25 protein-coding genes are annotated in these 20141 nt (G+C 70.5%); 6 read left to right on the forward strand and 19 right to left on the reverse strand.

Annotation, left to right across the window (positions count from 1 at the left end; translation table 11 throughout):
- Window positions 1-119 precede the first annotated feature (119 nt).
- From BA062_RS40105 to BA062_RS38260, 4 genes are read left to right on the forward strand one after another with little or no spacing between them, the layout of a single operon-like run.
- Entirely contained in the window at window positions 120-275 is a 156-nt protein-coding gene (locus tag BA062_RS40105) for a hypothetical protein (RefSeq protein WP_168214208.1), read from the forward strand.
- Entirely contained in the window at window positions 272-541 is a 270-nt protein-coding gene (locus tag BA062_RS38250) for a hypothetical protein (RefSeq protein WP_110344006.1), read from the forward strand. The genes BA062_RS40105 and BA062_RS38250 overlap by 4 nt, the downstream gene beginning before the upstream one ends.
- 44 nt (window positions 542-585) lie before the next feature.
- Complete coding sequence (locus tag BA062_RS40110) at window positions 586-726, forward strand: hypothetical protein (RefSeq protein ID WP_168214209.1); 141 nt, start codon at window positions 586-588, stop codon at window positions 724-726.
- Between the two features lie 2 nt (window positions 727-728).
- Window positions 729-1880: a hypothetical protein gene (locus BA062_RS38260; protein WP_110344008.1), complete on the forward strand. Its 1152-nt coding sequence runs from the start codon at window positions 729-731 to the stop codon at window positions 1878-1880.
- Here the strand turns inward: BA062_RS38260 and BA062_RS38265 are convergent.
- Window positions 1877-3103 carry a helix-turn-helix domain-containing protein gene (locus tag BA062_RS38265; RefSeq protein ID WP_110344009.1) on the reverse strand — a complete coding sequence of 409 codons (1227 nt, stop codon included), beginning with the start codon at window positions 3101-3103 and terminating at the stop codon, window positions 1877-1879. The two genes, BA062_RS38260 and BA062_RS38265, sit on opposite strands and share 4 nt — an antisense overlap.
- 35 nt (window positions 3104-3138) lie before the next feature.
- On the reverse strand, window positions 3139-3627 hold the full coding sequence (locus BA062_RS38270) for an NUDIX domain-containing protein (protein WP_110344010.1): 489 nt from the start codon (window positions 3625-3627) through the stop codon (window positions 3139-3141).
- 157 nt (window positions 3628-3784) lie between these two features.
- Here BA062_RS38270 and BA062_RS38275 point away from each other — a divergent pair, with 157 nt between their 5' ends.
- Together BA062_RS38275 and BA062_RS38280 are read left to right on the forward strand one after the other, a co-directional pair.
- Window positions 3785-4087: a hypothetical protein gene (locus BA062_RS38275; protein ID WP_110344011.1), complete on the forward strand. Its 303-nt coding sequence runs from the start codon at window positions 3785-3787 to the stop codon at window positions 4085-4087.
- Window positions 4084-4278 (forward strand): hypothetical protein, encoded by a 195-nt coding sequence (locus BA062_RS38280; RefSeq protein ID WP_110344012.1) that lies wholly within the window; start codon window positions 4084-4086, stop codon window positions 4276-4278. The genes BA062_RS38275 and BA062_RS38280 overlap by 4 nt, the downstream gene beginning before the upstream one ends.
- A 564-nt stretch (window positions 4279-4842) precedes the next feature.
- Here the strand turns inward: BA062_RS38280 and BA062_RS38285 are convergent.
- The 17 genes from BA062_RS38285 to BA062_RS38365 form a co-directional block, all read right to left on the reverse strand.
- Entirely contained in the window at window positions 4843-5574 is a 732-nt protein-coding gene (locus BA062_RS38285) for a DUF6338 family protein (protein ID WP_110344013.1), read from the reverse strand.
- A 33-nt stretch (window positions 5575-5607) separates the two neighbouring features.
- Window positions 5608-6600: a glycoside hydrolase domain-containing protein gene (locus BA062_RS38290; RefSeq protein ID WP_110344014.1), complete on the reverse strand. Its 993-nt coding sequence runs from the start codon at window positions 6598-6600 to the stop codon at window positions 5608-5610.
- Between the two features lies 1 nt (window position 6601).
- A complete protein-coding gene (locus BA062_RS38295; RefSeq protein ID WP_110344015.1) occupies window positions 6602-6856 on the reverse strand; it encodes a hypothetical protein in 255 nt (84 codons plus the stop codon).
- Between the two features lie 14 nt (window positions 6857-6870).
- The gene (locus BA062_RS38300; RefSeq protein ID WP_110344016.1) at window positions 6871-7476 is read right to left on the reverse strand and encodes a hypothetical protein; all 606 of its coding nucleotides are present in this window, start codon (window positions 7474-7476) and stop codon (window positions 6871-6873) included.
- Between the two features lie 11 nt (window positions 7477-7487).
- Window positions 7488-8093 carry a hypothetical protein gene (locus tag BA062_RS38305; protein ID WP_110344017.1) on the reverse strand — a complete coding sequence of 202 codons (606 nt, stop codon included), beginning with the start codon at window positions 8091-8093 and terminating at the stop codon, window positions 7488-7490.
- 8 nt (window positions 8094-8101) lie between these two features.
- Entirely contained in the window at window positions 8102-8806 is a 705-nt protein-coding gene (locus BA062_RS38310; protein WP_110344018.1) for a hypothetical protein, read from the reverse strand.
- Window positions 8793-9914 carry a DUF5047 domain-containing protein gene (locus BA062_RS38315; protein WP_110344019.1) on the reverse strand — a complete coding sequence of 374 codons (1122 nt, stop codon included), beginning with the start codon at window positions 9912-9914 and terminating at the stop codon, window positions 8793-8795. Before BA062_RS38315 ends, BA062_RS38310 begins: the two co-directional genes overlap by 14 nt.
- Window positions 9911-11299 carry a hypothetical protein gene (locus tag BA062_RS38320; RefSeq protein ID WP_110344020.1) on the reverse strand — a complete coding sequence of 463 codons (1389 nt, stop codon included), beginning with the start codon at window positions 11297-11299 and terminating at the stop codon, window positions 9911-9913. Before BA062_RS38320 ends, BA062_RS38315 begins: the two co-directional genes overlap by 4 nt.
- A complete protein-coding gene (locus BA062_RS38325; protein ID WP_110344021.1) occupies window positions 11296-14181 on the reverse strand; it encodes a hypothetical protein in 2886 nt (961 codons plus the stop codon). The genes BA062_RS38320 and BA062_RS38325 overlap by 4 nt, the downstream gene beginning before the upstream one ends.
- A gap of 6 nt (window positions 14182-14187) precedes the next feature.
- Window positions 14188-14682, reverse strand: coding sequence for a hypothetical protein (locus BA062_RS38330; RefSeq protein ID WP_110344022.1), 495 nt, complete (start codon window positions 14680-14682; stop codon window positions 14188-14190).
- A gap of 201 nt (window positions 14683-14883) precedes the next feature.
- Window positions 14884-15165, reverse strand: coding sequence for a hypothetical protein (locus BA062_RS38335; RefSeq protein WP_110344023.1), 282 nt, complete (start codon window positions 15163-15165; stop codon window positions 14884-14886).
- Window positions 15162-15512 carry a hypothetical protein gene (locus BA062_RS38340; protein WP_110344024.1) on the reverse strand — a complete coding sequence of 117 codons (351 nt, stop codon included), beginning with the start codon at window positions 15510-15512 and terminating at the stop codon, window positions 15162-15164. The genes BA062_RS38335 and BA062_RS38340 overlap by 4 nt, the downstream gene beginning before the upstream one ends.
- A gap of 2 nt (window positions 15513-15514) precedes the next feature.
- Window positions 15515-15940, reverse strand: a complete 426-nt coding sequence (locus BA062_RS38345) for a hypothetical protein (RefSeq protein ID WP_110344025.1) — start codon at window positions 15938-15940, stop codon at window positions 15515-15517.
- The gene (locus BA062_RS38350) at window positions 15940-16308 is read right to left on the reverse strand and encodes a hypothetical protein (protein WP_110344026.1); all 369 of its coding nucleotides are present in this window, start codon (window positions 16306-16308) and stop codon (window positions 15940-15942) included. Before BA062_RS38350 ends, BA062_RS38345 begins: the two co-directional genes overlap by 1 nt.
- On the reverse strand, window positions 16305-16691 hold the full coding sequence (locus BA062_RS38355) for a hypothetical protein (protein WP_110344027.1): 387 nt from the start codon (window positions 16689-16691) through the stop codon (window positions 16305-16307). Before BA062_RS38355 ends, BA062_RS38350 begins: the two co-directional genes overlap by 4 nt.
- The gene (locus BA062_RS38360; RefSeq protein WP_110344028.1) at window positions 16688-17104 is read right to left on the reverse strand and encodes a hypothetical protein; all 417 of its coding nucleotides are present in this window, start codon (window positions 17102-17104) and stop codon (window positions 16688-16690) included. The genes BA062_RS38355 and BA062_RS38360 overlap by 4 nt, the downstream gene beginning before the upstream one ends.
- A 2-nt stretch (window positions 17105-17106) precedes the next feature.
- Window positions 17107-20121 carry a phage portal protein gene (locus BA062_RS38365; RefSeq protein WP_168214210.1) on the reverse strand — a complete coding sequence of 1005 codons (3015 nt, stop codon included), beginning with the start codon at window positions 20119-20121 and terminating at the stop codon, window positions 17107-17109.
- Window positions 20122-20141: the final 20 nt, after the last annotated feature.

The raw sequence follows: 20141 nt of genomic DNA on the forward strand, positions 1-20141 counted from the left end.
GATTCTAGCCACTTAGCGGTGTGCGTACCTGCGGAAACGCTGCAAGAGGTCAAGCGCAAGCGCGACATCTCTTGCTGTAGCCCGCCAAGATCATTCCACTGTGGAAGCAGGTACAGCATATGACGCGAATCACCCGCCGGGCGACCGTGTGGAGACGGTTGCGTGCGCTCGATCACGCTCTTGACTACCTCACGTTCTACCCGCAGCCCGTCGACGAGCTCGCGCAGCGGCGCACCACCGCCGACATCGAGCGGGCCCTCGGCGGTGGCCGATGAGCGCGCGCACGCAGCAAATCGACCTCAGCGCCCTGCGCGAGTTGGTCGAGGACCTCGGCATCCAGGTCGCGACATGGTCGCGTCGCGACGACGACCCGACCAAAGGTCAGCCCCTCGAGCGCGCGGCAGCGGGCGACGCCGTCGGCACGATCGACGCGATGCTGGCGAAGCTGCACCGGCTCCGCAGTCAGCTCGTCACTGAGATCCGCCGACGCGATGACGCGTTCATGGCTGCGCTCGACGAGAAGTACGGGCCGGTCCGGTGAGGCCGGTCCGACGCGCGCTCCAGCGCGCTGCCGACAGGCTCGTCATGCTCGCCATCTACCTCGTGCCGCGGCTGTTCGGGCGAGCGCTCGACGAGCCGACCGAGGAGCAGGCCCGGAAGATCGCGGAGCGGCAGCGCCGCCGTGAGCAGGCCGAGCAGGACCGCTACTACGAAGGCGGTTTCTGACGATGGCGACCGCAACCGTGATCGCGCAGCCTGCCCGTGTCGTCGACCGCACGCCACCGTGGGTCCGCGGCGTCGGGCTCTACCTGCTCGTGCGGGCCGTGGGCGTGGCCGTGCTCGCGGTCATGTCCACGGCGGCCGGTGACGACCTGCTCGACCGGCTCACCGCTTGGGACGGGCAGTGGTACCTCGCGCTCGCCGAGCACGGTTACCAGACGCACGGGGCCACCACCGTCGACGCCGACGGCCAGCCGTACTCGGCCGCCCCGTACGCGTTCTTCCCGCTGTACCCGGCGGCGATGTCGATCGTGGCCGCGCTCGGCATCCCGCTACCCGTCGCCGGCCTCGTCGTCTCGACGCTCGCCGGGGCCGCCGCGGTGCCCGCGCTGCTGCGCCTGGCCCAGCACGTCGACCCACGTCCGCGCGTCGGGCAGCTGCTTGTCGTGCTCTGGGCCGGGGCGCCGATGGCCGGCGTGCTGTCGATGGTCTACACCGAGGCCGCGGCCACCGCGCTCGCCGCGTGGGCCCTCGTCGGCGTGCTCGATCGCCGGTGGGTGCTCGCCGGGGTGTGCACGCTGCTGGCCGGGCTCACCCGCTCCTCCGCGGTGGTGCTGATCGTCGTCGTCGTGGTGGCCGGCCTGTTGGCGATGTGGCGGGACCGGGCCGGGTGGCGCCCGGTGGCCGCGGTGGCGCTCGCGCCGCTCGGCCTGCTCGGCTTCTGGGCGTGGGTCGTGGCGAGCACGGGATACACCTGGCAGGAGATCGAGGCGCGCGGCTGGCGGGTGGCGTGGGACTACGGCGCGGAGGCGCTGGACTGGATCACCCGCACGCTGTTCACCGAGCGGCACGTGATGGAGACAGCCGGGGTGGCGGTGGTGCTCGGCGCGGTCCTGCTCGCCGTGCTGCTCGTGCGCCGGGTGCCGTGGCCGCTGGCCGCGTACGGCGTCGGCATCGTGGTGCTCACGCTCGGCTCGTCGGGCATCCCGTTCGCCAAGCCGCGGTTCATGCTCGTCGGCGTGATCGTCCTGCTCATCCCGGTCGCGACCGGGCTCGCCAGCCGACGCACGAGCACCATGCTCGGCGCGACGGCGATGTGGGTCCTCGGCGGCGCGTGGTTCAGCGCCTACGCCCTCACCGTCTGGGGCCACGCAATCTAGCGGGGGTGCGAGGACACCACGCCGTAGTGGGCAGCCAGCGCGGCGAAGTCAGCGCCGCGCCGGCGAGGGGCGCGGTCGAGTAGACGGCGCATGGTGGCCTCGCCGAGCGGCTGGTACCGGACCCAGTCCGGTGCCAGGTCGCGAGCCTCGGCGAGGTAGGCCAGCGCGTCGCGGTCGCGGCGTAGCTCGACCGAGGCGGCCGCGAGCCGCAGTCGGTGGCCGGCCTCCCAGAACGCTGGCACGTCCCCGCGGGCAGCTGGCATCTCGGCGGCCAGGCGTAGGGCCTCTTCGGCGTCGCCGGCGCGCGCGGCGTGGTCGATGCGCTGCAGCGCGGCCACGCGGGGTCCGAAGATCGCGGCCTCGCTAGCGCTGTCCCGGCGGGCTCGAACCGCGGCGGCCTGCGCCTCGGCGAGCAGGTCGTCGGCGCGTCCGGTGCTACCCGCCGACAGTGCCGCGGTGGCGGCGTTGAACAGCAGGTTGCCGAACACGCCGGCCCGTTCCGGGTCGCGGTCGAGCATGCCAGGTTGGATGCGTTCGGCTGCGGTCACGGCGACGCGCTCGGCGTCGTCGAGCCTGCCCTGCCGAACCAGCGTCCACGCCAGGTACCGCAGCGAGATCGCGGTCTCGATGTCCGGCGCGTCCGACTCACGGGCGGCGGTCAGGGCGCGCTCGGCCGAAGTCCAGGCGAGGTCGTCGAGCCCCAACCGACCCGCCAGGCCAGCGCCGAGGCGGTAGGCGGTGGACAGCACGCGGTGCGCGCCGGCCTTCTCGTCGGCGGGTGCGGTCCGGGCGAGACGTCGAGCGTCGGTCAGCACGGCCGGGAGGGCATCCAGCAGCACCCCGTGCCTGCCGTCGACGTACGCGCGCCAGGCGGCGTGTGCCGCCGCGACCAGTTGGTCGAGCCCGATGAGCTCGTCGGGCTCGGCGAAGTCGTCCAGGCCGGGAATGTGCTCGCCCGCAGTGACCGCGTGCCGTAGCGCGGCCACGTCGAGGCGGCCGGGCGATGCTGGTGTGACGTGGCCGAGCAGGTTCTCGACCGAAACGCCGAGCGCGTCGGCGAGCCGCTGCAGGGTGGCCGGGCGACAGGTGGAGCGTTTGCCCTGCTCGATGCGGGCGACAGTGTCCACGCCGACCGATGCGGCGGCCGCGAGCTGCTCCTGCGACAGGTCGCGGGCCTTGCGGAATCGGGCGAGGTTCTCCGAGATCGGGCTGCCGGCCGTCATGTCGCCTCCCATCGGGGATACGCAGGGTGACCAGCCTAACCCGCTACGCGCTTGCCGTCCTCGCACAGCGCTAGCTCACCTCTCGCTGCGGCCTCGACGGCCACGCACAGGCGCGCAGCGAGAGATGGTTTCACCCGGGCCGCGGCCTCGTCGAGGGTGTACAGACCAGCGGACACGATCTCCGGATCCGTGAGCGCCAGCCGCGACACCTGATCGGCGGTGATGTAGCCGCCATCGAACACGAACGCCAAGCCCTCCGGCATTCGGTCGTCGGCCGAGGCGTGGTCGACCACCAGCAAGCGGCCAAGCGGACGGTCGATGCCAACCTCCTCGCGGACCTCACGGACAGCGGTCGTCCACGGAGCCTCCTCGGCGTCGACCGCGCCGCCGGGGATGTCCCAGTGCGGCTTGTACGAGGGCTCGACGAGCAGCACACGGTCGGCCGCGTCGCGGAACAGCACGCCAGCGGACATCCGTTTGCGGTGTAGGGAGCGCACGTACTCGTCGAACGGAAGCAGATCCACGCGCCCGAGGCTACCGTTCCGCACCCAGCCGCCCGGCTTCTATGCGCGGGAGGCCTAGAACCGCAGACTGGACCCACTGAATACCGTGGTAGGCGCACTGTTTCGCCCGGTGGCGCGTGCCGAAACTGCCCATGTGGGTAGTGGGGAATGGCAGACCGTGGGACAGCACACGGCGCACGTCGACACGGAGGCGGTGCAGGCGTACCCCCAGCTGCAGCGCCTGATCGACCTGCGGGAGGCGGGCTGGACGTTTGTGCACCGGTTCACGGACGCGGGCGAGTTGCGGCAGATCAACGGCATGTACGCGTGGCCGGACGGTCACGTGGACGGCGTCCGCATCCGTGCCACCACCGAGGCAGCCGCGGTTCGATGGAACGGCGCCGGTCGCGTGCTGTGGGAGAAGGACGGCGGCCTGGTCGAGGTCGTCGACGGGCTGCTCGCCCTGCCGGTGCCGTCATGAGCTGGGCGTTCGGACCGGACGGCACCGAGTACGCGCTGATCAGCCGTGATCAGTGGCTTGAGCTGTACGTCGCGGCGCAGGACGGCGACGAGGACACGGCGGTCGACACGCTAATGGCGATCAAGCCGCAGCACTGGCCGCCGCCGGAGGCGATACTCGACGAACTACCGGAGCCCGATTCGGGAATGTGAGCTCGCCGTTCGAGGGAACGGCATCTCGGCTCGGGACACGCCCCCGAATCCCGTGTCCCGAGCCCCACCCAGGAGCCCGGGGCTGCGCGGCTGAGTGTCGTCCCCATGCACAGCCGCGCAGCTCGGCCTTCGGTGCGACCCCGCGCAACCGGAGGAACGCGCCAGCTCACGGTCAAGACCCCTCCGCCGCTGCCGCGCCTTGTTCCGAGCTTGCGCGACCGCCACCGTGACGGCTAGGGCCGTTCGGCCCCTACGGGTCAGTACGTCGGCGGTCCGCCTTTCGGGGGTTCAACCGAGCCGGACCCGCCGGGCGCGGTGGCCGATGGCGTCGCGCGTGACCGGCCGGTCCCGACGGCCGGTCCCTCGGCCCCCGGCGGCGCCCCTCAGCACGGCCGGGGCACCAACAAGTCTTTTCTGGCGAGCCGCTCGGGTAACTTGATGCGCGAAAGGCCCCGGCAGTCGCGGCAACGACTCCGGGGCGTGGCCGATCTGGATAGGAGATCGACATGGCCGAGCATACCCGCGGCGCGAGGTTCGATAGATCGGATTCGCAGTCCGAGAAGTTCAACCGGGGGCGCCAGCGGACGCCGGCGGAGCCGCAGAAGGTGGCACCTCCCCCGCCTCCTCCGCCGCCGTCGCCGCAGAACTCGGGCGGGTCGGAATAGGCCCGTCGCTGTATGCGACGAACATCAAGCGAATGTTGCGAGCGGCTACACAGACGGTGCTGACCGGGTGCACGTAGTAGGTGGAGGCCCCCGCCGGGCGATACCTGATCGGGCCGACCAGGATCAGATCTCGATCAGGCGAGTCTTCGGCCTGGGCGTTCCAGTCAGCGAGCGTCCCCTCGATATAGGAGCCGTCTTCGAGTTCGCACTGCACCGTCCGCGTTGTCTTCGGGTGCCAGTCGTTGAAGAGGGTCCACCAGGAGGATAGGAGCGACCGGTGCGCGGGCAGACGCCGCACGACCAGGGCAGCGCCACCTGCGAGGAGCCCGGCCGCCGCGAGCAGGCCGACCGCCCAGGCGAAGACCTCGACATAGTGCTCAGCGATGTAGTCGCCCGGTTGTCTGATGAGCTGGCTGACGTTCGGCGTCACAGCCGGCCACGCGTGATCGACGATGACGAACAGCCCTAACGTGACCAGTTCCGCAACGACGCTCGCGAGCCCGATCGACGCCACCTCACGGAGCGGCGACGGACGATAGTCCGGCCGCTCACGCTGAACCGTTGCGACGTACACCGTCCCGGGCAGCAGCAAGGCCACGAACAGCAGTAGCCCGGTCAGTGTTGATGGCATCGGCGCTCCTCCCCATCCTTTTGTGGCGTGAGCCTATTCGGCCGAAGCGGGTGTTGCGGCGAGCCGCTCGGCGAGCCCGTCGAGGACCTTCTCGCTGATCTCCGCGGCCTGCTCGGCGTTGTCCGCGCCGAGCGCGTCGCCGACGACCTCGGTCAGCACCGGCAGCACCTCGGCCACGAGCCCAGCCTGCAGTGCCTTGGCGATGTCGGCGGCGGTGACGTTGCCCTGCTTGGCGACGAGGGTGGTGAGCTGGTTGACCTGCTCGCGCAGCGGCACGAGGGTCTGGCGGATGATCCTGTCTTCCAGCGAGCCGAGGAAGGTCTCGGGCCAGGCGCCGGGCATGCCGGGGCGCCGGTTGTCGATGAGCTTCTCGCCGGGACGGCCGTACCAGACGGTGCGGTAGATGTTGTCCAGGTCGGCGTCGTTGAGGGGCATGTCGTTGTCTCCTAGTGGTTTGAGGACGAGGTTGCGGTCGGTGGTGACGGAGCGGGTGCCGACCCGGACGATCGGCTGCTGGTTGTTGTCCTGCCAGAAGTTGACGTGCTCGCGCACGTCGCGGCGGCGCCCGGCCTGCCAGAACGCGGAGGCATGGCCGATGGCGAGGTCCATCGCGTTGCCGAACCCGTAGGCGCCGACGCGGTCGAGCCCCAGCACGGAGGCGGCGCCGTCGAGGTAGGCCTGCCACGCGCGCGGGTGGGGCACGGTGGTGCGGTCGTTGGTGAAGAACACCAGCCCGTCGTAGCCGAGGTACTCGCACCCGACGTGCGCGCGCTGGGCGTTGCGCACGCCCCCGTCGAACCCGGAGTCGGCGTCGGTGGTGTCGCCCTGGTAGACGAGCAGCTGCTTGAGCCCGGCGCGGCGGTGCTCGTCGAACTCGGCCTTGGTGGTGTGCTTCTGCAGCCGGTTGGGCGGGTTCATCAGGTTCGGTGCGGTGACGTAGCGGATCACGCCGACGTAGCCGTGCTGCTTCAGTACCGCGGCCGGGACGGTGCCGTCGGAGTAATCGGCCCACCACTGCTCGGCCATGTCAGTGCTCCTCGGTCTGGTTGGGCGTTCTGGGGACGGTCAGGCCGAGGGAGGCCGGCGGTTCCGGCGGCGTGATGCCGTGGGTGCGCATGACGAACAGCAGGGTGCCGATGTAGTCGCGCGCGGTGTCCTTCCAGGACGTGAGCGCGCCGACCTTCTCCTCCAGTGCTTTGATTCGCTGGCCCTGGCGGGCGTTCCACCCGCCGAGCAGTGCGACCAGGCCGCTGAAGATCGCGGTGATGGCTTCGGGGGACACGAGGGTTCTCCGTTCTAGTCGCCCGCCCACAGCGCCCAGAAGCGCATGTAGCCGGAGAAGGTGTTGCCGAGCAAGGTGAGCGCGTTGCCCGCGTTGTGCCAGACCACGGCGCGTAGCTGGTCGCCGTCTTGCAGCACGGCGGGGGCTTCGCAGTCCACGGGGGTGCCACCGCCGGTCTGGTTGCCCGGGGTGTTGGAGTCGAACGCGACGGACGCGGCGGCCGAGGGCGCGATGGCGTTCTTGAGCACGTAGAGGTCGCGCTCGTCGCCGTCGGAGTCGTTGGAGAACGCGAGCTTGGCTCCGACGCGGTAGAGGCCGCTGCGCCGGATAGTGATGATGGCGCTGCCGGTGGTCCACATCGGGAAGCCGTCCCACGAGCCGTTGCGCTCGGCTGCCGTCCAGGTGGGCACCACGAAGTTCGTTTCGTTCGGGACGTTGCTCACGGTGCCGGTGTGCACGAGCAGACAGTTCGGGTCCGGCGGGTCCGGTTCGGGGATCTGCTCAGCGAGGGTGTCGAGCGCGGTTTCGGTCGCTTCGGCGAGCTGCTGCAGCTGCGCGGGCCCGTTGGGGGCGTCGGACAGCGCCGGGTAGGGCAGGGTCCAGATCGGGGTGTAGGGCATGGGTTCTCCGCTCAGGCCACGTATCCGGCGCCGAGGTACTCGGCGTAGACGACGGTCGGATGCGCGGCCTGGTCGCCGCCGGCGGAGTCGCGGCCGACCTGCACGGTGAACCCGGCGGCGGCCTGCGTGGCGGTGACCCAGCCGGTCCACACCGGACCAAACGAGACCACGCCGGCGCCGCCGAAACCGCCGCCGGACGGGACGGCCGAGGCGAGCGAGCCGCCGACGAACGGGCCGCCGGGCCAGGCGATCTGGCACTTCTCCACCCCGGCGGAGGGTGCGTTCACTCCGCACACCACGGTGAGCGCCCACTTCCCGGCCCGATTGAGGGTGATCGTCGTGCCACCGGTGAGGGTGGCGATGCCCGCGCTGCGGACCGCGGAGAGGTTGGTGATGTTGAAGTAGTTCCCGGCGGTGTCGCCGACCGTGCGGCTGCCGGACCAGACGTGGGAACCGTCCGCGCCGCCAGCGACCCCGGCCAGGTCGTCGCGCAGCGCGGCGTCCACCGTGGACAGCGCGGTCTCGACGGCGTCGGCGAGTGCCTGCATCTGATCCGGCCCGTTCGGCGCGTCGGACAGCGCCGGGTAGGGCAGGCCGTAGATGTTGGTGCTGGGCATCGTCCCTCCTAGAACGGGATCACGGTGAGCACGCGGTTGTTGACATGCAGGCTTTGGTTGCCCTCGGCCGTGCCCCGGTATTTGCAGGTGAAGGTGTTCACGCCCTGCCTGAGTCCGTTGTCGGCCGTGACGAACGTGGTCGCGGTGGCCGAACCCCCCACCCCCGCCGGGCCTTTGAGGTAGGCATTGGTCACGGCCGACGCGGGGGGTACGTTCGTGGCGCCGGTGATCTGCACGCCTTGGTGGACTTGGCCTGACTCGTCAAGCACCGGGATGTTGGCGATTTCGATCTCGCACGAGTGGATCACGAGCGCACGCCGCTGCGACCCGATGTAGACGGTCACCTCCGGCCCGTAGGACCCGGGCAAGTCGCCGTAGATGTTGGTGTTGGGCACGGCCGCCAGCTGCGCAACGCGGTCAGAGACGATGCGTTCACCGGCTCCGGCGCCGGGTGCGCGGATCTTGCCGAGGATGAAGTACTGCGTGCCGACCCGTAGCACGCCGACCACGTCGCCGTCCTGGAACGGCTGCACGGCACCGGTGGTGAGGACCTTGAGGTTGGTGAACGCCTGGCCCTTGATCTCGACGGTGTTGAGCCCGGTGAGGTCGTCCCAGGAGAGCACCACGCCGGTATGCCAGCCGAGGAGCGTGGCGCCGGTGACCTGCTGCTGCATTCCAGCGACCAGCAGGGCGGCGATGTCATCCGAGCGCATCGTCGTCACCTCCGACCTTCTCGCGGGTGGTGCCGGTCATCACGGCCTCGGCGTCGAGCGGGATCGTCAGCGTCTCGATGACGTGCGTCTCCGGTGCGGTGCGGTCCGAGTAGGACACGGCGATGGGGTCGAGCGGTTCGAGCGCGACGTTGGGCACCATCGAGAAGTCCACGGAGTAGGGCAGGCCGATGGCGCGCATGAGCATCGCGTTGGCGGCGGCCTGGCACTGGGCGTCGGTGGTGAGGAACGTGGAGCTGTAGAAGCGGGGCACCTTGCCGAACGGGCCGTGCCAGTAGGTCGGCGAGTCGGGGTTGAGGTCGAACGCGACCCCGCGCACCGGCGGGTTCTCCCCGGCCTGCTCGCCGGTGGCGACCACGGCGTTGTAGACGCCCTCGCGGCTGAGCTCGCGGGACAGCTTGGCGACCACGCCGCCACGCCCGTGGTTGACCGCGAACACCGGCTGAGCCGGGTTCGGCGCGGTCTCGACCCGCAGGCGCCCGGCGTAGTCCCAGTACATGATCTTGCCGAGGCTGTCGGCGATGTCCTTGAGGAAGCCGTAACGCGAATCCTCGAGGATATGAGAGCCGGGGAACGTGGTGGTGGCGGCGTCAAAGTCGAACAGCACCACCGCACCGGGGTAGACCTCGCCGACGAGGTGGTCGAAGATCGCCGCCACGCTGGTGCCGGGGCCGAACTCCTGCGGGGCGAGCGGCCGCGCGTCGACGATGCCGGCCATCCGGTCCCGCGCGGTCAGTCGGATCACCCCGTCGGGCGCCTCCTCCTGGCTTGGCGTCTCCAGCCGGTAGTACCCCTGCGACACCCACTCGCGCACGCCGTCGCCGTAGACGATGCCGCGCTCGACGAACAGCTCGTTGCCGTACGGGGTGAGCAGCCCGGTGGCGTCGGCCGGCCACTCGTACTCGGTGGTCATCTCGACCGAGCCGCGGATTTCGGCGGTCGCGTCGAGCCGCACGTCGCCGGTGATGATGGGGATCTCGATCCCGTTGGGGTTCACGCCGGTCTGGCCGGGCGCGCACACCCTTACTCGCGCGCACATGGCGTGCGAGCCGCGGATGGTGGTCAGGAACCGGTCGGTGACGGGTCTCATGGCACGATCACGTCCGTGGGGTCGGCGATGCGGTCGAGCACGTCGGACCAGGTGGGCTCCTCGGCGACCAGGTCAGCCCACGTGGGGAACGCGGCCACGATGTCGGCCCACAGCACGGTTTCGCCGACGATCGTGGCGGGTGGGGCGGCGACCTCGGTCAGCGGTAGGTCGAAGAACCGGCGCCGGGTGCGCTTGCTGTGCTTCTCGATGCGCAGGTCGCCGATCACGGCGTACATGCCGGGGAACGGGCATCCGGCGGGGACGTGCACGAGCACCGGTTCGCCGGTGGCGAAGCAGTATTCGAGCTCCTCGGCGATGTCGAGGTTGGCGGCGGTGATGGTGAGGGTGTAGCGGCGGGAGCCGCGCAGGTCGGTCACCGCGACCGGCAGCGAGCGGGACACGACGTCGAACACCCCGGCGCGGGCCGGGCGGGTGATGTCGCTGAAGTCGGTGGGGGTCACGGCCCGGTTGAGGTAGGGCCGCTGAAGGTTCTTGATCCACACTCGGGTCATGGCTGGGGTGACTGTGGTCTGTTCGCTGCTGAGCAGGTCGGCGGGGCGGAACGCGGCGGTGACGGCGCGGGAGATCGCCGGGGCGCCGCCGGTGATGTCGAAGAAGCTGGACACGACGTCGATGCGGTCGGTCTCGATGAGGTAGCACCAGCAGATCCCGGCGTCGTCGCCGGTGACGCTGGACGGTTCGCCGATCTCGGTGACCGGCATGCCGACGCCTGCCCACTCGTCTTGTTTCCAGCCGCAGATGAGCACGAGGTGGTTGTCGCCGGGCACGGTCAGCGGCGGGTACGGGATGTCCTGCTCGGCGGCGTTGAGCACGGTGTTGGCGGCCGCGGGGACGAGCTCGGCGTTGCGGAACGCGCTGCACTGGGCGAGGGTGTCGGCGCCAGCCACGCCGCCGGTGAAGGTCACCGTCGGCGCGGTGTCGCCGGGGGTGTAGCGGCGGCCGAGGAGCGCGGCGTTGCCGGCGTCGACGAGCTTGCTCCACCCGGCGGGGGTGTCGACGGTGGCTTCGGTGTTGCGGATCGCCGTCCAGATCAGCATCACGTCGCCGTCGACGAGCCCGGCGGGCAGCGCCGGGGTCACCGGCGCGTTGTTGTTTACCGCGGCCGTGCCCGCGCCAATGTAGGAGATAAGGGCCGCGTCCACGTAGGAGGCGCGGTAGTGGTTCGGCATGCCCGGGGTGAATTCGTAGTCGTCCAGCCGGGCCGCACCGGCGTCGAGGGCTACGGTGTCGCCGCCGCGCACGGTGGTCCAGGTGATCTGGTCGGTGGAGCGTTCGATGCGTGCGTAGTCGGCCGCTGCGGGTGCGCCGGTGATGGACAGGCGCACGCGGGACAGGTCGTCGGCGTAGACGGCGGTGAGCGTCATCGCGCGGCCCCCACTCCTTGACTCAGCAGGCGCCGGGTCGTCCGGTCGCGGGAGGTGACCTCGGTGCGGACGATGTCAGTCAGCTCGCGGTCGCCGATGAACACCCGCACCTCGGTCACCGGCTCCGCGGCACCCTCGTTGCCGGGTGTGGCCTGCTCGCGCCCGCCCGACACGGGCAGCGCCTCGGCGGTCAAGTAGTTGCGGGTCACGACACCGGCGCCGCCGAGGCGCGCGGCGATGGCCGGGGCGACCTCGGCCGCGGTGCGCAGCACACCGGTCAGCCCGGCGTCCATCCCGGCCTGTAGGCCCTGCATGATCGCGATGCCCTCGGGCACCAGCAGCTTGCGGTCCTTCTCGATCGGGCCCTTGTTCGCCTTGATCTTGCGGGCGATGTCCTGCGCCTTCGCGATCAGCGAACCCACGCGCGAGTCCATGCCGGCACCGAGGCTCTGCATGATCGCCGAACCCTCGGAGTGCAGCGACAACCCCGAGAACGCGCCCCGCACCTGCCGGGCCGCGTTCTGCGCCGTCTTGCGGTTGAGGTCGCCCTGCCGCTGCGTCGCGGCGACCATCCGCGCCCACGCGTTGTTGTTCCCGGTCGCGGCGGCGTTGAGGTTGTTCACCCAGCCGCCGCGCAGGCCGTTGCTCTGCGACTTCGCGCTCGCCGCGGCGGCGCGGGACTTGGCGCTGGCGTCGCGGGCGATTTTGTCCCAGATCGTCGCGTTGCTCGACGAGGTGGCCGCCATCTGCGACCACCAACCGTTCTTGGCGTCGGTGGCCGCGTTCTTCGCTGCCAGCGATGCCCAGAATCCCTTCGCCTGTACCTCGCTCGCGACCCGCGACCACGTGGTCGTGGTGTCGCCGACGATCTGACCGGCAGAGGTGTTCCACGCCTCCCGCGCGGTCTGGCCCGAGAAGGCGACGATGGTGGAAAGGTCGATGCCGAACATGCGGGCGGTGTTGGCCATCTTCGCCCAGCCGGCTTCGTACTCGCCGACGGCCATCGCGGTGCCGTCGATGACCGGCTTCCACAGTCCTTGCCGGGTGACGAAGTCGAACGCGCGGGAGAACCCGAGCTCGGTGGCCTCGCCGAGGCCCATCGCCTTGCCGGTGACCGCGTCGGTCACCGAGTCGGGGAACAGGGTGTCGGCGAGGTCCAGGCCCCAGGTCACGAGTAGGGCGCGGCTGGCGGTCCGCATCGCCGTGCCGAAGAACTTCCCGGCCTTCGAGCCCTTGTCCTTGCTGGCTTTCTGTGCGCCGTCGGCGGCCCCGTTGACGTAGTTGCGGCCGTCGCGCTGCCCGTCGCGCTTCGAGCCCTTCCACGCCAGCGCGCCCGCGATCACCTTGCCGACGCCCTTGAGTTTGCCCGCGGCCTTGACCAGCGCGCCGAGCGCCGCGGCGGCGAACAGGACCTTGACGCCGAGCCCGTCGGCGGCGGCCATCATGTCCAGCAGCCAGCCCACCAGCGGGCCAATGATCGCCGCGAGATCCTCCAGGGCGGGGGCGAGATCCTGCTCGACGAAGTTCGCCAGCGCGTCCACGACCCGGCCGAGCGGCCCGATGATCGGCGCGAGCAGCTTCAACGCCGGTTCCAGCAGCGACACCACGATCCGCGACAGGTCCTCGAGGATCGCGCCGAGCGTGCGGAACACCTCCTGCCCCTCGGCAGACTCGACGAACTCCTTCACCGTCGCGATCGCCGGGCCGAGGGTGCCGCCGAGACCCGCGCCGCCCTCCTCCAGGGCGGAGAACACGGCGGTGACGATGTCCCACAGGTCGCCGAACACGGCGCCGACCTCGCGGACGGTGTCGATGCCCTCCTGCATCCACTCCCGCAGCCGACCGGACTCCCGGGCCTGCTCGATGAAGTCTGCGAACCGCTCCGCAGCGTCTCCGGCGCCCTCGGTGAGGTCGGCGAACACATCGCCACCGACGGCGGCAATGTCCAAAAGGGCTTCGCCGATCGGGGCGAGCGCGCGGCCGAGGTTGGTGATGATCCGCGCCGAGCCACCCAAGATCTGGTTCAGGGTCTTGGTGTTGCGGGCCTCCTCCAGCATCCCGGTGAACCGGGCCGCCGTGCGCGACACCGCGATCGCCACGTCGTCGAGCCCGTCACCGAGCTTCGGCAGCAACGCCATCAAGCTCTCAACGGCGGGTTCCATCGCGTGGTAGAAGGTCCGTGACACCCGCGCGCGTAGCTTGTCCAGCGTCGGGTTCAGCCGCTCGAACTGGCGCTGGATACCCTCGGCGCCCAGCTTGACCGCAGCGATGCCCGCGACTGCGGCCGCGGCGATCCCGGGCAGCAGCCCGAGCGCCCCCGACGCCGAGGCGATCACACCGGCCAGGCCGCCGACGAGCCCGATCAACGTGTTGAGCGAGGCGCCAGCTAGCGCGAGCTTCAGAAACGAGCTCGAGAAGCGGAGCACAAAACCGCGGGCGCGCTCCAGGACGTTGCCGATCCGGTCGATGCCCAGCCGGGCGCGCAACGACGAGCGGCGCGCCTCGTCCATCGCGCGCGCGGCCTCGCGCTGCGCCTCGCCGTAGGCTTGCGCGGCCTCGCGCCCGCTGGCCTGCGCCGCGGCGACCGCGCGCGTGGCCTTGGCGACATTGGCCTCCGCGGCGGCCAACGCCGACGCCTTCACCACCGCCGCCGAGCGCACCTCTTGCAGCCGCGCCTGCGCGATCTTGAGCTTCTCGGTGGCGTCGGCCTCGGCGTCGTAGGCCTTGCGGACACGCGCCGCAGCGGCTTCGACTGCCCTGTTGTACTGGGTGACGTTGCTCGTCGAGGCGCGCAACTCTTCCCGCACCCGGTTCGCCGCGGCGCGCAGGCGCTGCGCGGTGCCGTCGAACCGGATCCGGATCGTGCGCTGGCTATCGGCCACAGTGGATCACCCGCCCCGGCCGAACTTGCGCGCGATCTCCGAGGCGGCCTCGTTCCACTCCCGCGCGATCCGGGCTTGTTGCGACTCGATGACCGGGAAGAACCAGTACGCGTCCTGGCCGCGGTGCGGCCGGTACTGGCGACCCCGCGCGCCGCGGTAGCGGGGTGCTGCGTACCAGCCGGAGCGGCGGTTCATGCCGAACACTGACGCGAACAGCAGCCCGTAGGCCGGGGTCTTGTGCCGGCCGAGGCGTCGGGTGCCGCCCGCCTCGACCACCGGCACCCGGTCTCGGCGCGCCTTGACCGTGGTGGCCACGAGCTTGGACTGCGGCGCAGCGTCGGCCATGCCGTCGGCGCGGGCCTGCTCGGCCAGCACCGTGGCCAGCTTCATCGACCGCTCGCGCAGCTCCTCGTTCGCGTCCTTCGGCAGGGCCTGCAGCGCCTGCAGGGTGTCGCGCACACCGTCGATGCGCAGGCGCACGGTCAATGCGGTGCCGGCCATCCGTGCGCCTCCTCCGTTAGCCCGACAGCTGCATTCCTGTCGGGCCTCCGGCCCCGGGCGCACGATTACCGCGTGCGGCGGTCCTGCTCTCGTTCACCACGTCGAGCGCGGTGAAGATGGTGCGCTCGTCTTCGCCCATCCACGCGCTCGGCGCGGTGTTGGTCGCGATCGCCAGCTCGATGACGAGCCGGGTCAGCGACCCTACTGGGTAGGGTCCAGCTCGTCCTCGTCGTCGTCCTCGTCCTTGCGGTCGAGGTCGAGCTCGTAGGTCTCCTCGAACTCCTTGAGCGTCCCGCCGAAAGCGTTGATGCGACGGGCAGCGAACCACGCGATCTTGTACAGATCGGCGAGGTGCATGTTGTCGATGAAGCTGCCGAACGAGGCGCCCTTAGTGGTGCGCTCCCAGTTCAAAATGTCCTTGCTGCTGCTCTCGACCTCGATCGGATCACCGTTGTCGGGCGTGAGCGTGAGCTTGAGCTTCACAGCGCGAACACTCCTCTCGTGACACCGGTCAACGTGCCGGTGTAGTCCACATAGGCCCGTCCCGCGTCGGGCGAACCGACCGGCCGACCGAACGTCGACGGGCTCAGCGGCCCGATGTAGCGGGTCTCGCCGTCCGGGACGGCGACGGCGAGCTCCTCCAGGTCCAGACCGTCGACCGTGACCGGTGTCTGCACCGCCACCGTCAGGGACGCGCCGGACGCGTTGTCGACAACCAGGAACAGGCGGCCGGTGTCGATCACGTCCCCGTCGACGTTTGGTGGCCCCGCCAGCACGGGGGTGGTCCCTTCTTTGACGATCGGCTGCGTCGTCAGAGAGGTACGCGCCATGATCAGGCCACCCTTTCGTAGGTCAGGCCGGCGCCGAGGGTGCCGATGATCGGCAGCGTGACCTCGGTGATCTCGGTGGTGCGCGAGTCTCCACCGACCGGGCCCGGCTTGATCAGCACCTTGCCGGTGTAGCGCACGTGCTCGCCTGGGATGTCCGGGTGGTGGTCGAGCACGAACTCGACCTCTTCGTTGGCGTGGGTCCACAGGAAGTCCGAGAACCCGTTCGACCGCCAGTCCGAGAACGCGGTCAGCTGCAGGGTGGGCTCGTCGTCGGTCTCCTCGACGAACTGCCCGTCGGGGCAGTAGGTGTACTGCCGCTCGCCATCCTGCGTCCCCGGGTCCAGGATCCAGGACCGGATCTGGCACTCGAACGCGATGCCGCCGGCGGTGAAGTTGATCAGCTTGAGGCGTCGCTGGTGCACGCTCATTACAGGCTCACCTCCACGGTGATTTCGTAGGACGGCAGGTCGCTGCCGCCCGAGTTGAATAGGCCGGGGTCCGCTGTGGACACCGCAGCATCGGGCAGCAGTGAGTCGATGGCCTCAGCCACACGTGGCACGAGCTCCAGCAGTCGCTCCACCGACCGCTTGTCCATCGCGACCATCACGACCACGACGAACGTCGCCGAGGTGGGTTCCGGGCAGCCGGACTCCCACCGCAGCCGGGGCGGCGCCACGAACACGCCCGGCGGGCGGATTGTGGCGGACGGGTCCTCGTACACCCGCACGCCGTCGACCGTGCGCACGGCGGCGCGCAGCTCCTCGGCGTGCTCGGCGACGAGCTCGGCGGTGCTCATCCGACCACCGGCCTCGCGTGCCGGCCGAGGCGCAGCAGCCGGTCGATGTCCGGGTCGAATGACTGCACCCGCGCCGAGCCCTGATCCGCCATCGTGACCAGCCCGTCCGGCGAGCGACGCCGGGTGTCCCAGCGCCGGGCGAGCATCAGCGTGCCGAGCTTGAGGTCAGCGTCGGGTGCGGGCAGGTCGCACAGCGGGTCGAAGTTGAAGTTGAATCGCCCTTTGTGGACGCGTTCGACGAACGCGACCGCGGCATCGAGGTCGCGCTGCAACCGCTCGTCCTCGGCCGGGTCGTCGGGACGCTCGTCGGTCTCGTCCTCGTCGAGCTCGTTCTTGAGCTCGCCGAGCGTGACCCACGGCTTGGCCTCCAGCACCCTGCTCACCGCCTCCGCTGCAGATGGTGCTCGGGCACCCATCCGTCGGCGGTGGGCACCATCCACACCGGGCGCCGAGCCCCGGCCGGACGGTCGGGTGTCGGCTGCGCGGCCGGGCGCTCCTTGACGTCCGCGGCCGGCGCCTCACCCTCGGCGGGCCCGTTGGTGCCGTCGGCGGACGGCTCGGGCTCGTCGACCGGTGCCTGCTCGGCCGGGGCCGCGTCCGAGTCGGTCTCGACCTGCTCCTCGGGTGCCCCCTCGACACCCTCGGCGGCGAGCAGATCGATGATCTCTTCGCGCGACAGCGACGCCCACGACTCGGCCGGCGAGTCGGTCACGGCGGCCGCGTACTCGCGCCACGCCGCCACCCCCGAGCCCGGGCCGCTCGTCGGCGGCCGCTGGGGGATCTCCTGCTCGCTCACGATCAGACCCCGCTCGTGGTGTCATAGGAGATGCGCCGCACGCCGTCGACGCGCGTGCAGGCCAGCGCCTTGTAGCCCCACACGCCGATGTCGACGAACGCGACCCGGTACTCGAAGTCCAGCCGCTGCGGAGCGGACGCCCAGCCGTGCACGTCCTCCCGGTCGTACAGGTAGGAGTTGCTCGCCGTGCCGTCGGTGAACGGGAGCGCCCACGAGGGCACGCCCGCGAGACCAGCGATCGCCAGCGCGGCGAACAGCGGGGAGGCGGTGCCGTCGGCGTTCTGCGCGCCGAGGATCGGGAACAGTGGCCGCCCGTTGCCGTCCTTCGCGTCCGCGAGCGCGGTGTAGAGGCCCTGCTCGAGCTTGAAGTCGCGGAACCGGAAGCCGCCGCGGACGAACTGCAGTGCGGCGAGCGCCTGCTTGACCTCGGAGGCGAGCGCGCTGTCGACCGCGCCCGCGGTGAGCGTGATCGTGGTCGGCGCGAGCGACTCCAGCAACGCGGCGGCGGCCTCCTCCAGAGCCTCGTAGTACTTGCGGACGATCTGCCGCCACAGGATGACCGACAGCTGCGGGTTACCGCCCTGGTCCCAGGTCTCGCGCGTGACCTCCACCTTGCCCGACACGGCGGACGGGGTGATGGTCTGCGACGTGGTCGCGAAGTTGCCGGTGGTGGGCTCGACGCCCTCCGTGTGGTTGTTGACCAGGTTCGACGAGCTGGCGAACTTCGGCAGCACGAACGGCGTGTTGTCACCGATCGCGCCCTTGTTGATCGAGTCCCACAGCGGCGTGGGGTACTGCAGCTCGTCGACGTAGAGGTCGGGCCGCTGCCGTGCCGGGTTCAGGCTCGACACGTCCCCGGTGGAGACGAACCGCGCGCCCGGCTCGAAGCACTCCTTGATCCAGTCGATCACCCGGCGCTCGGCGTCGTGGTCCTTTTTGGACATGGCGATGATGTCGCTGGAGAAGTCGAACTTGCCGCCGATGCCGTCGAACCGGTACAGCGGCTCCTCGTTCACCTGGAACTGCGCCTTGCGCTTGGTCGGGTCGACGTGGTCGGGCCCTTCTCCGCCGCCGTTCTGCTGCAGCTCGACGAGTTGCTTGATCGCGTCGGTGAACGCGCCGGTCTGGCTGGTGAACGCCTCCACAGCCGCGGTGAACGCGGCGGCGGTCTCGGCGTCCGGCCCGGCGGCCGGAGTGTCCTTGGTGCCCTGCGGCGCGTCGGGCTTGCCTGCCATCGTGTTGTCCTTCCGTGATGCCTTGACGCCCGACACCCGGGCGTCGTCGAATGCGGGGAACCCGGTGATCGCGACGCCGGCCAGCCGCGCGTCGGAGACCAGCCGCACCATGTCGTCGTCGGGGTCACGCGCCCAGCTGGAACCGTCCTCGGCGAACTCGGCCTCGATCGAGAACCCGTCGAGCACCTTGTCTTCGGCCTTCATCAGCACCGCGTCGCCGTCGGCGCCGCGCGCGATCTTGAACGTGCCCTCCAGGCCCTTGTCCGTGGATTCGAGCTTGGTGGCGTAGCCGATGGCCTCGGACCGGTTGTGGTCCCGGTTGAGTTTCACCCGAGACACGTCCGACCAACTGAGGCTGTCCTTGTTGAACCGGTACTTCGACCATCCGCTGCGGGCCACCTTGTTCCACGGCACCAGCAGCCCCGACACCGTGCGCTTCTCGGCGTCGACACGGAAGTTCGCATCGGCCTCCGGGATCTCGAACGCGATCCGTTCGGTGCCCGCGCTGTCGTCGCTGAACGTGGCGATGTCGAACGTGGCCACGCTCGGGCCGGGGTTGTGGTCGCGGGTACGGGCTCGGGACATGCGGGACTCCTCGGGCTCCTGCTCGGGCTGGGATGCGGGCCGTGGACGGCGGGCGGGCTCGACCGGGACCGCGGGCAGGCCCTCCATCTCGCGGACCTCCTGCACGGACACCACGCCGTTGGTCAACCCGGTCTGGTATGTCGTCCACCGCTCGGTGGGGTTCGCGCGCATGTACTCGTCGAGGTTGAAACCGACGGCCTGGCCGCGAGCGGTGACGTCGTTCATGGACAGCCGGTCAGTGATCGCCCGCATGTACGGCGCGAGCACGTCGTTGATCCGATCGCGCCGCCGGTCGACCGCGTTCTGATACGTCCGCGTGGTGGTCGACACCTGCAGGTCCTCGGCGTCCAGGCCGAGCGCGTTCGCGATCTCCACGGTCGCCTGCCGCTGCAGCTGCGCCAACTGCAGATCCGCCGGCGACGGAACGTCGACGGTTTCGTACTGCAGCGAGGCGGGCACGTACGCGGTCGAGCGAGCGCGGCGCGCCTTGCGCCAGTCGTCGAGGATCTGCTTGACCTCGTCGTCGTTCGCGGGATCGGCGTTGTCGGCAGGCCGGAAGTAGTCGAGCGGGCGCGGGTCGTTCGCGTACGTGGCGGCGGCCTGCTCCAACAGGATCGCCCGCCGGATCGCCCGCGCGGCCGCGGTGAGGATGCCGGGGTTCGGTGAGTCGAACCGGATCACATCGCGGCCGTCGACGGGCTCGCCGTTGACCCACACCACCCCGGCGGGCAGCTTCTGCCCGGACGGCAGCGTGCGCAGCTTGCGCCACGCATCCGCCGGCGGCTGCAGCGACACCGTGCCGACGTCGAGGTGAATGGCCTCCTGCGGGAACCCGTTCGCGAGCCGCTTGGTGACCTGCCACCACGAGATGCCCTCGAACACCAGATCTTCGACGGTCTGGCTCAGCGTGACGACGTTGGGCACGTTCGGGTCGATCTGCTCCAGCAGCGGCGTGCGCAGCTCGACGCGCGCACGGTCGCGCGTGACCAGCGGCAGCGTGGCAATCGAGCACAGCAGGTTCCGGCCCCGCAGCACCGCAGGCACCGACAGCGCCGCCGCGCGGGACACCGGCCGGTTCGAGGCGGCCCGGATCGCGTCAAGGACCGGCGACGGCTCAGCGCCGTCAACGGGGCTGGTCAGGTCGTGCGAGAACGTCACCGACGGCTCGGGTACGCGCCCGGAAGCGCGTACCTCCACCGCCCGGAACAGACTCCGCC

Source organism: Prauserella flavalba (genome assembly GCF_003202235.1).
GTDB classification, from domain to species: Bacteria; Actinomycetota; Actinomycetes; order Mycobacteriales; family Pseudonocardiaceae; genus Prauserella_A; species Prauserella_A flavalba.

Bases quoted from the DNA above. Each gene is read 5' to 3' on its own strand.
- BA062_RS40105 (WP_168214208.1), top strand. From the start codon at position 120: ATGACGCGAATCACCCGCCGGGCGACCGTGTGGAGACGGTTGCGTGCG.
- BA062_RS38250 (WP_110344006.1), top strand. From the start codon at position 272: ATGAGCGCGCGCACGCAGCAAATCGACCTCAGCGCCCTGCGCGAGTTG.
- BA062_RS40110 (WP_168214209.1), top strand. From the start codon at position 586: ATGCTCGCCATCTACCTCGTGCCGCGGCTGTTCGGGCGAGCGCTCGAC.
- BA062_RS38260 (WP_110344008.1), top strand. From the start codon at position 729: ATGGCGACCGCAACCGTGATCGCGCAGCCTGCCCGTGTCGTCGACCGC.
- BA062_RS38265 (WP_110344009.1), bottom strand. From the start codon at position 3,103: ATGACGGCCGGCAGCCCGATCTCGGAGAACCTCGCCCGATTCCGCAAG.
- BA062_RS38280 (WP_110344012.1), top strand. From the start codon at position 4,084: ATGAGCTGGGCGTTCGGACCGGACGGCACCGAGTACGCGCTGATCAGC.
- BA062_RS38285 (WP_110344013.1), bottom strand. From the start codon at position 5,574: ATGCCATCAACACTGACCGGGCTACTGCTGTTCGTGGCCTTGCTGCTG.
- BA062_RS38290 (WP_110344014.1), bottom strand. From the start codon at position 6,600: ATGGCCGAGCAGTGGTGGGCCGATTACTCCGACGGCACCGTCCCGGCC.
- BA062_RS38300 (WP_110344016.1), bottom strand. From the start codon at position 7,476: ATGCCCTACACCCCGATCTGGACCCTGCCCTACCCGGCGCTGTCCGAC.
- BA062_RS38305 (WP_110344017.1), bottom strand. From the start codon at position 8,093: ATGCCCAGCACCAACATCTACGGCCTGCCCTACCCGGCGCTGTCCGAC.
- BA062_RS38310 (WP_110344018.1), bottom strand. From the start codon at position 8,806: ATGCGCTCGGATGACATCGCCGCCCTGCTGGTCGCTGGAATGCAGCAG.
- BA062_RS38315 (WP_110344019.1), bottom strand. From the start codon at position 9,914: ATGAGACCCGTCACCGACCGGTTCCTGACCACCATCCGCGGCTCGCAC.
- BA062_RS38320 (WP_110344020.1), bottom strand. From the start codon at position 11,299: ATGACGCTCACCGCCGTCTACGCCGACGACCTGTCCCGCGTGCGCCTG.
- BA062_RS38330 (WP_110344022.1), bottom strand. From the start codon at position 14,682: ATGGCCGGCACCGCATTGACCGTGCGCCTGCGCATCGACGGTGTGCGC.
- BA062_RS38340 (WP_110344024.1), bottom strand. From the start codon at position 15,512: ATGGCGCGTACCTCTCTGACGACGCAGCCGATCGTCAAAGAAGGGACC.
- BA062_RS38345 (WP_110344025.1), bottom strand. From the start codon at position 15,940: ATGAGCGTGCACCAGCGACGCCTCAAGCTGATCAACTTCACCGCCGGC.
- BA062_RS38350 (WP_110344026.1), bottom strand. From the start codon at position 16,308: ATGAGCACCGCCGAGCTCGTCGCCGAGCACGCCGAGGAGCTGCGCGCC.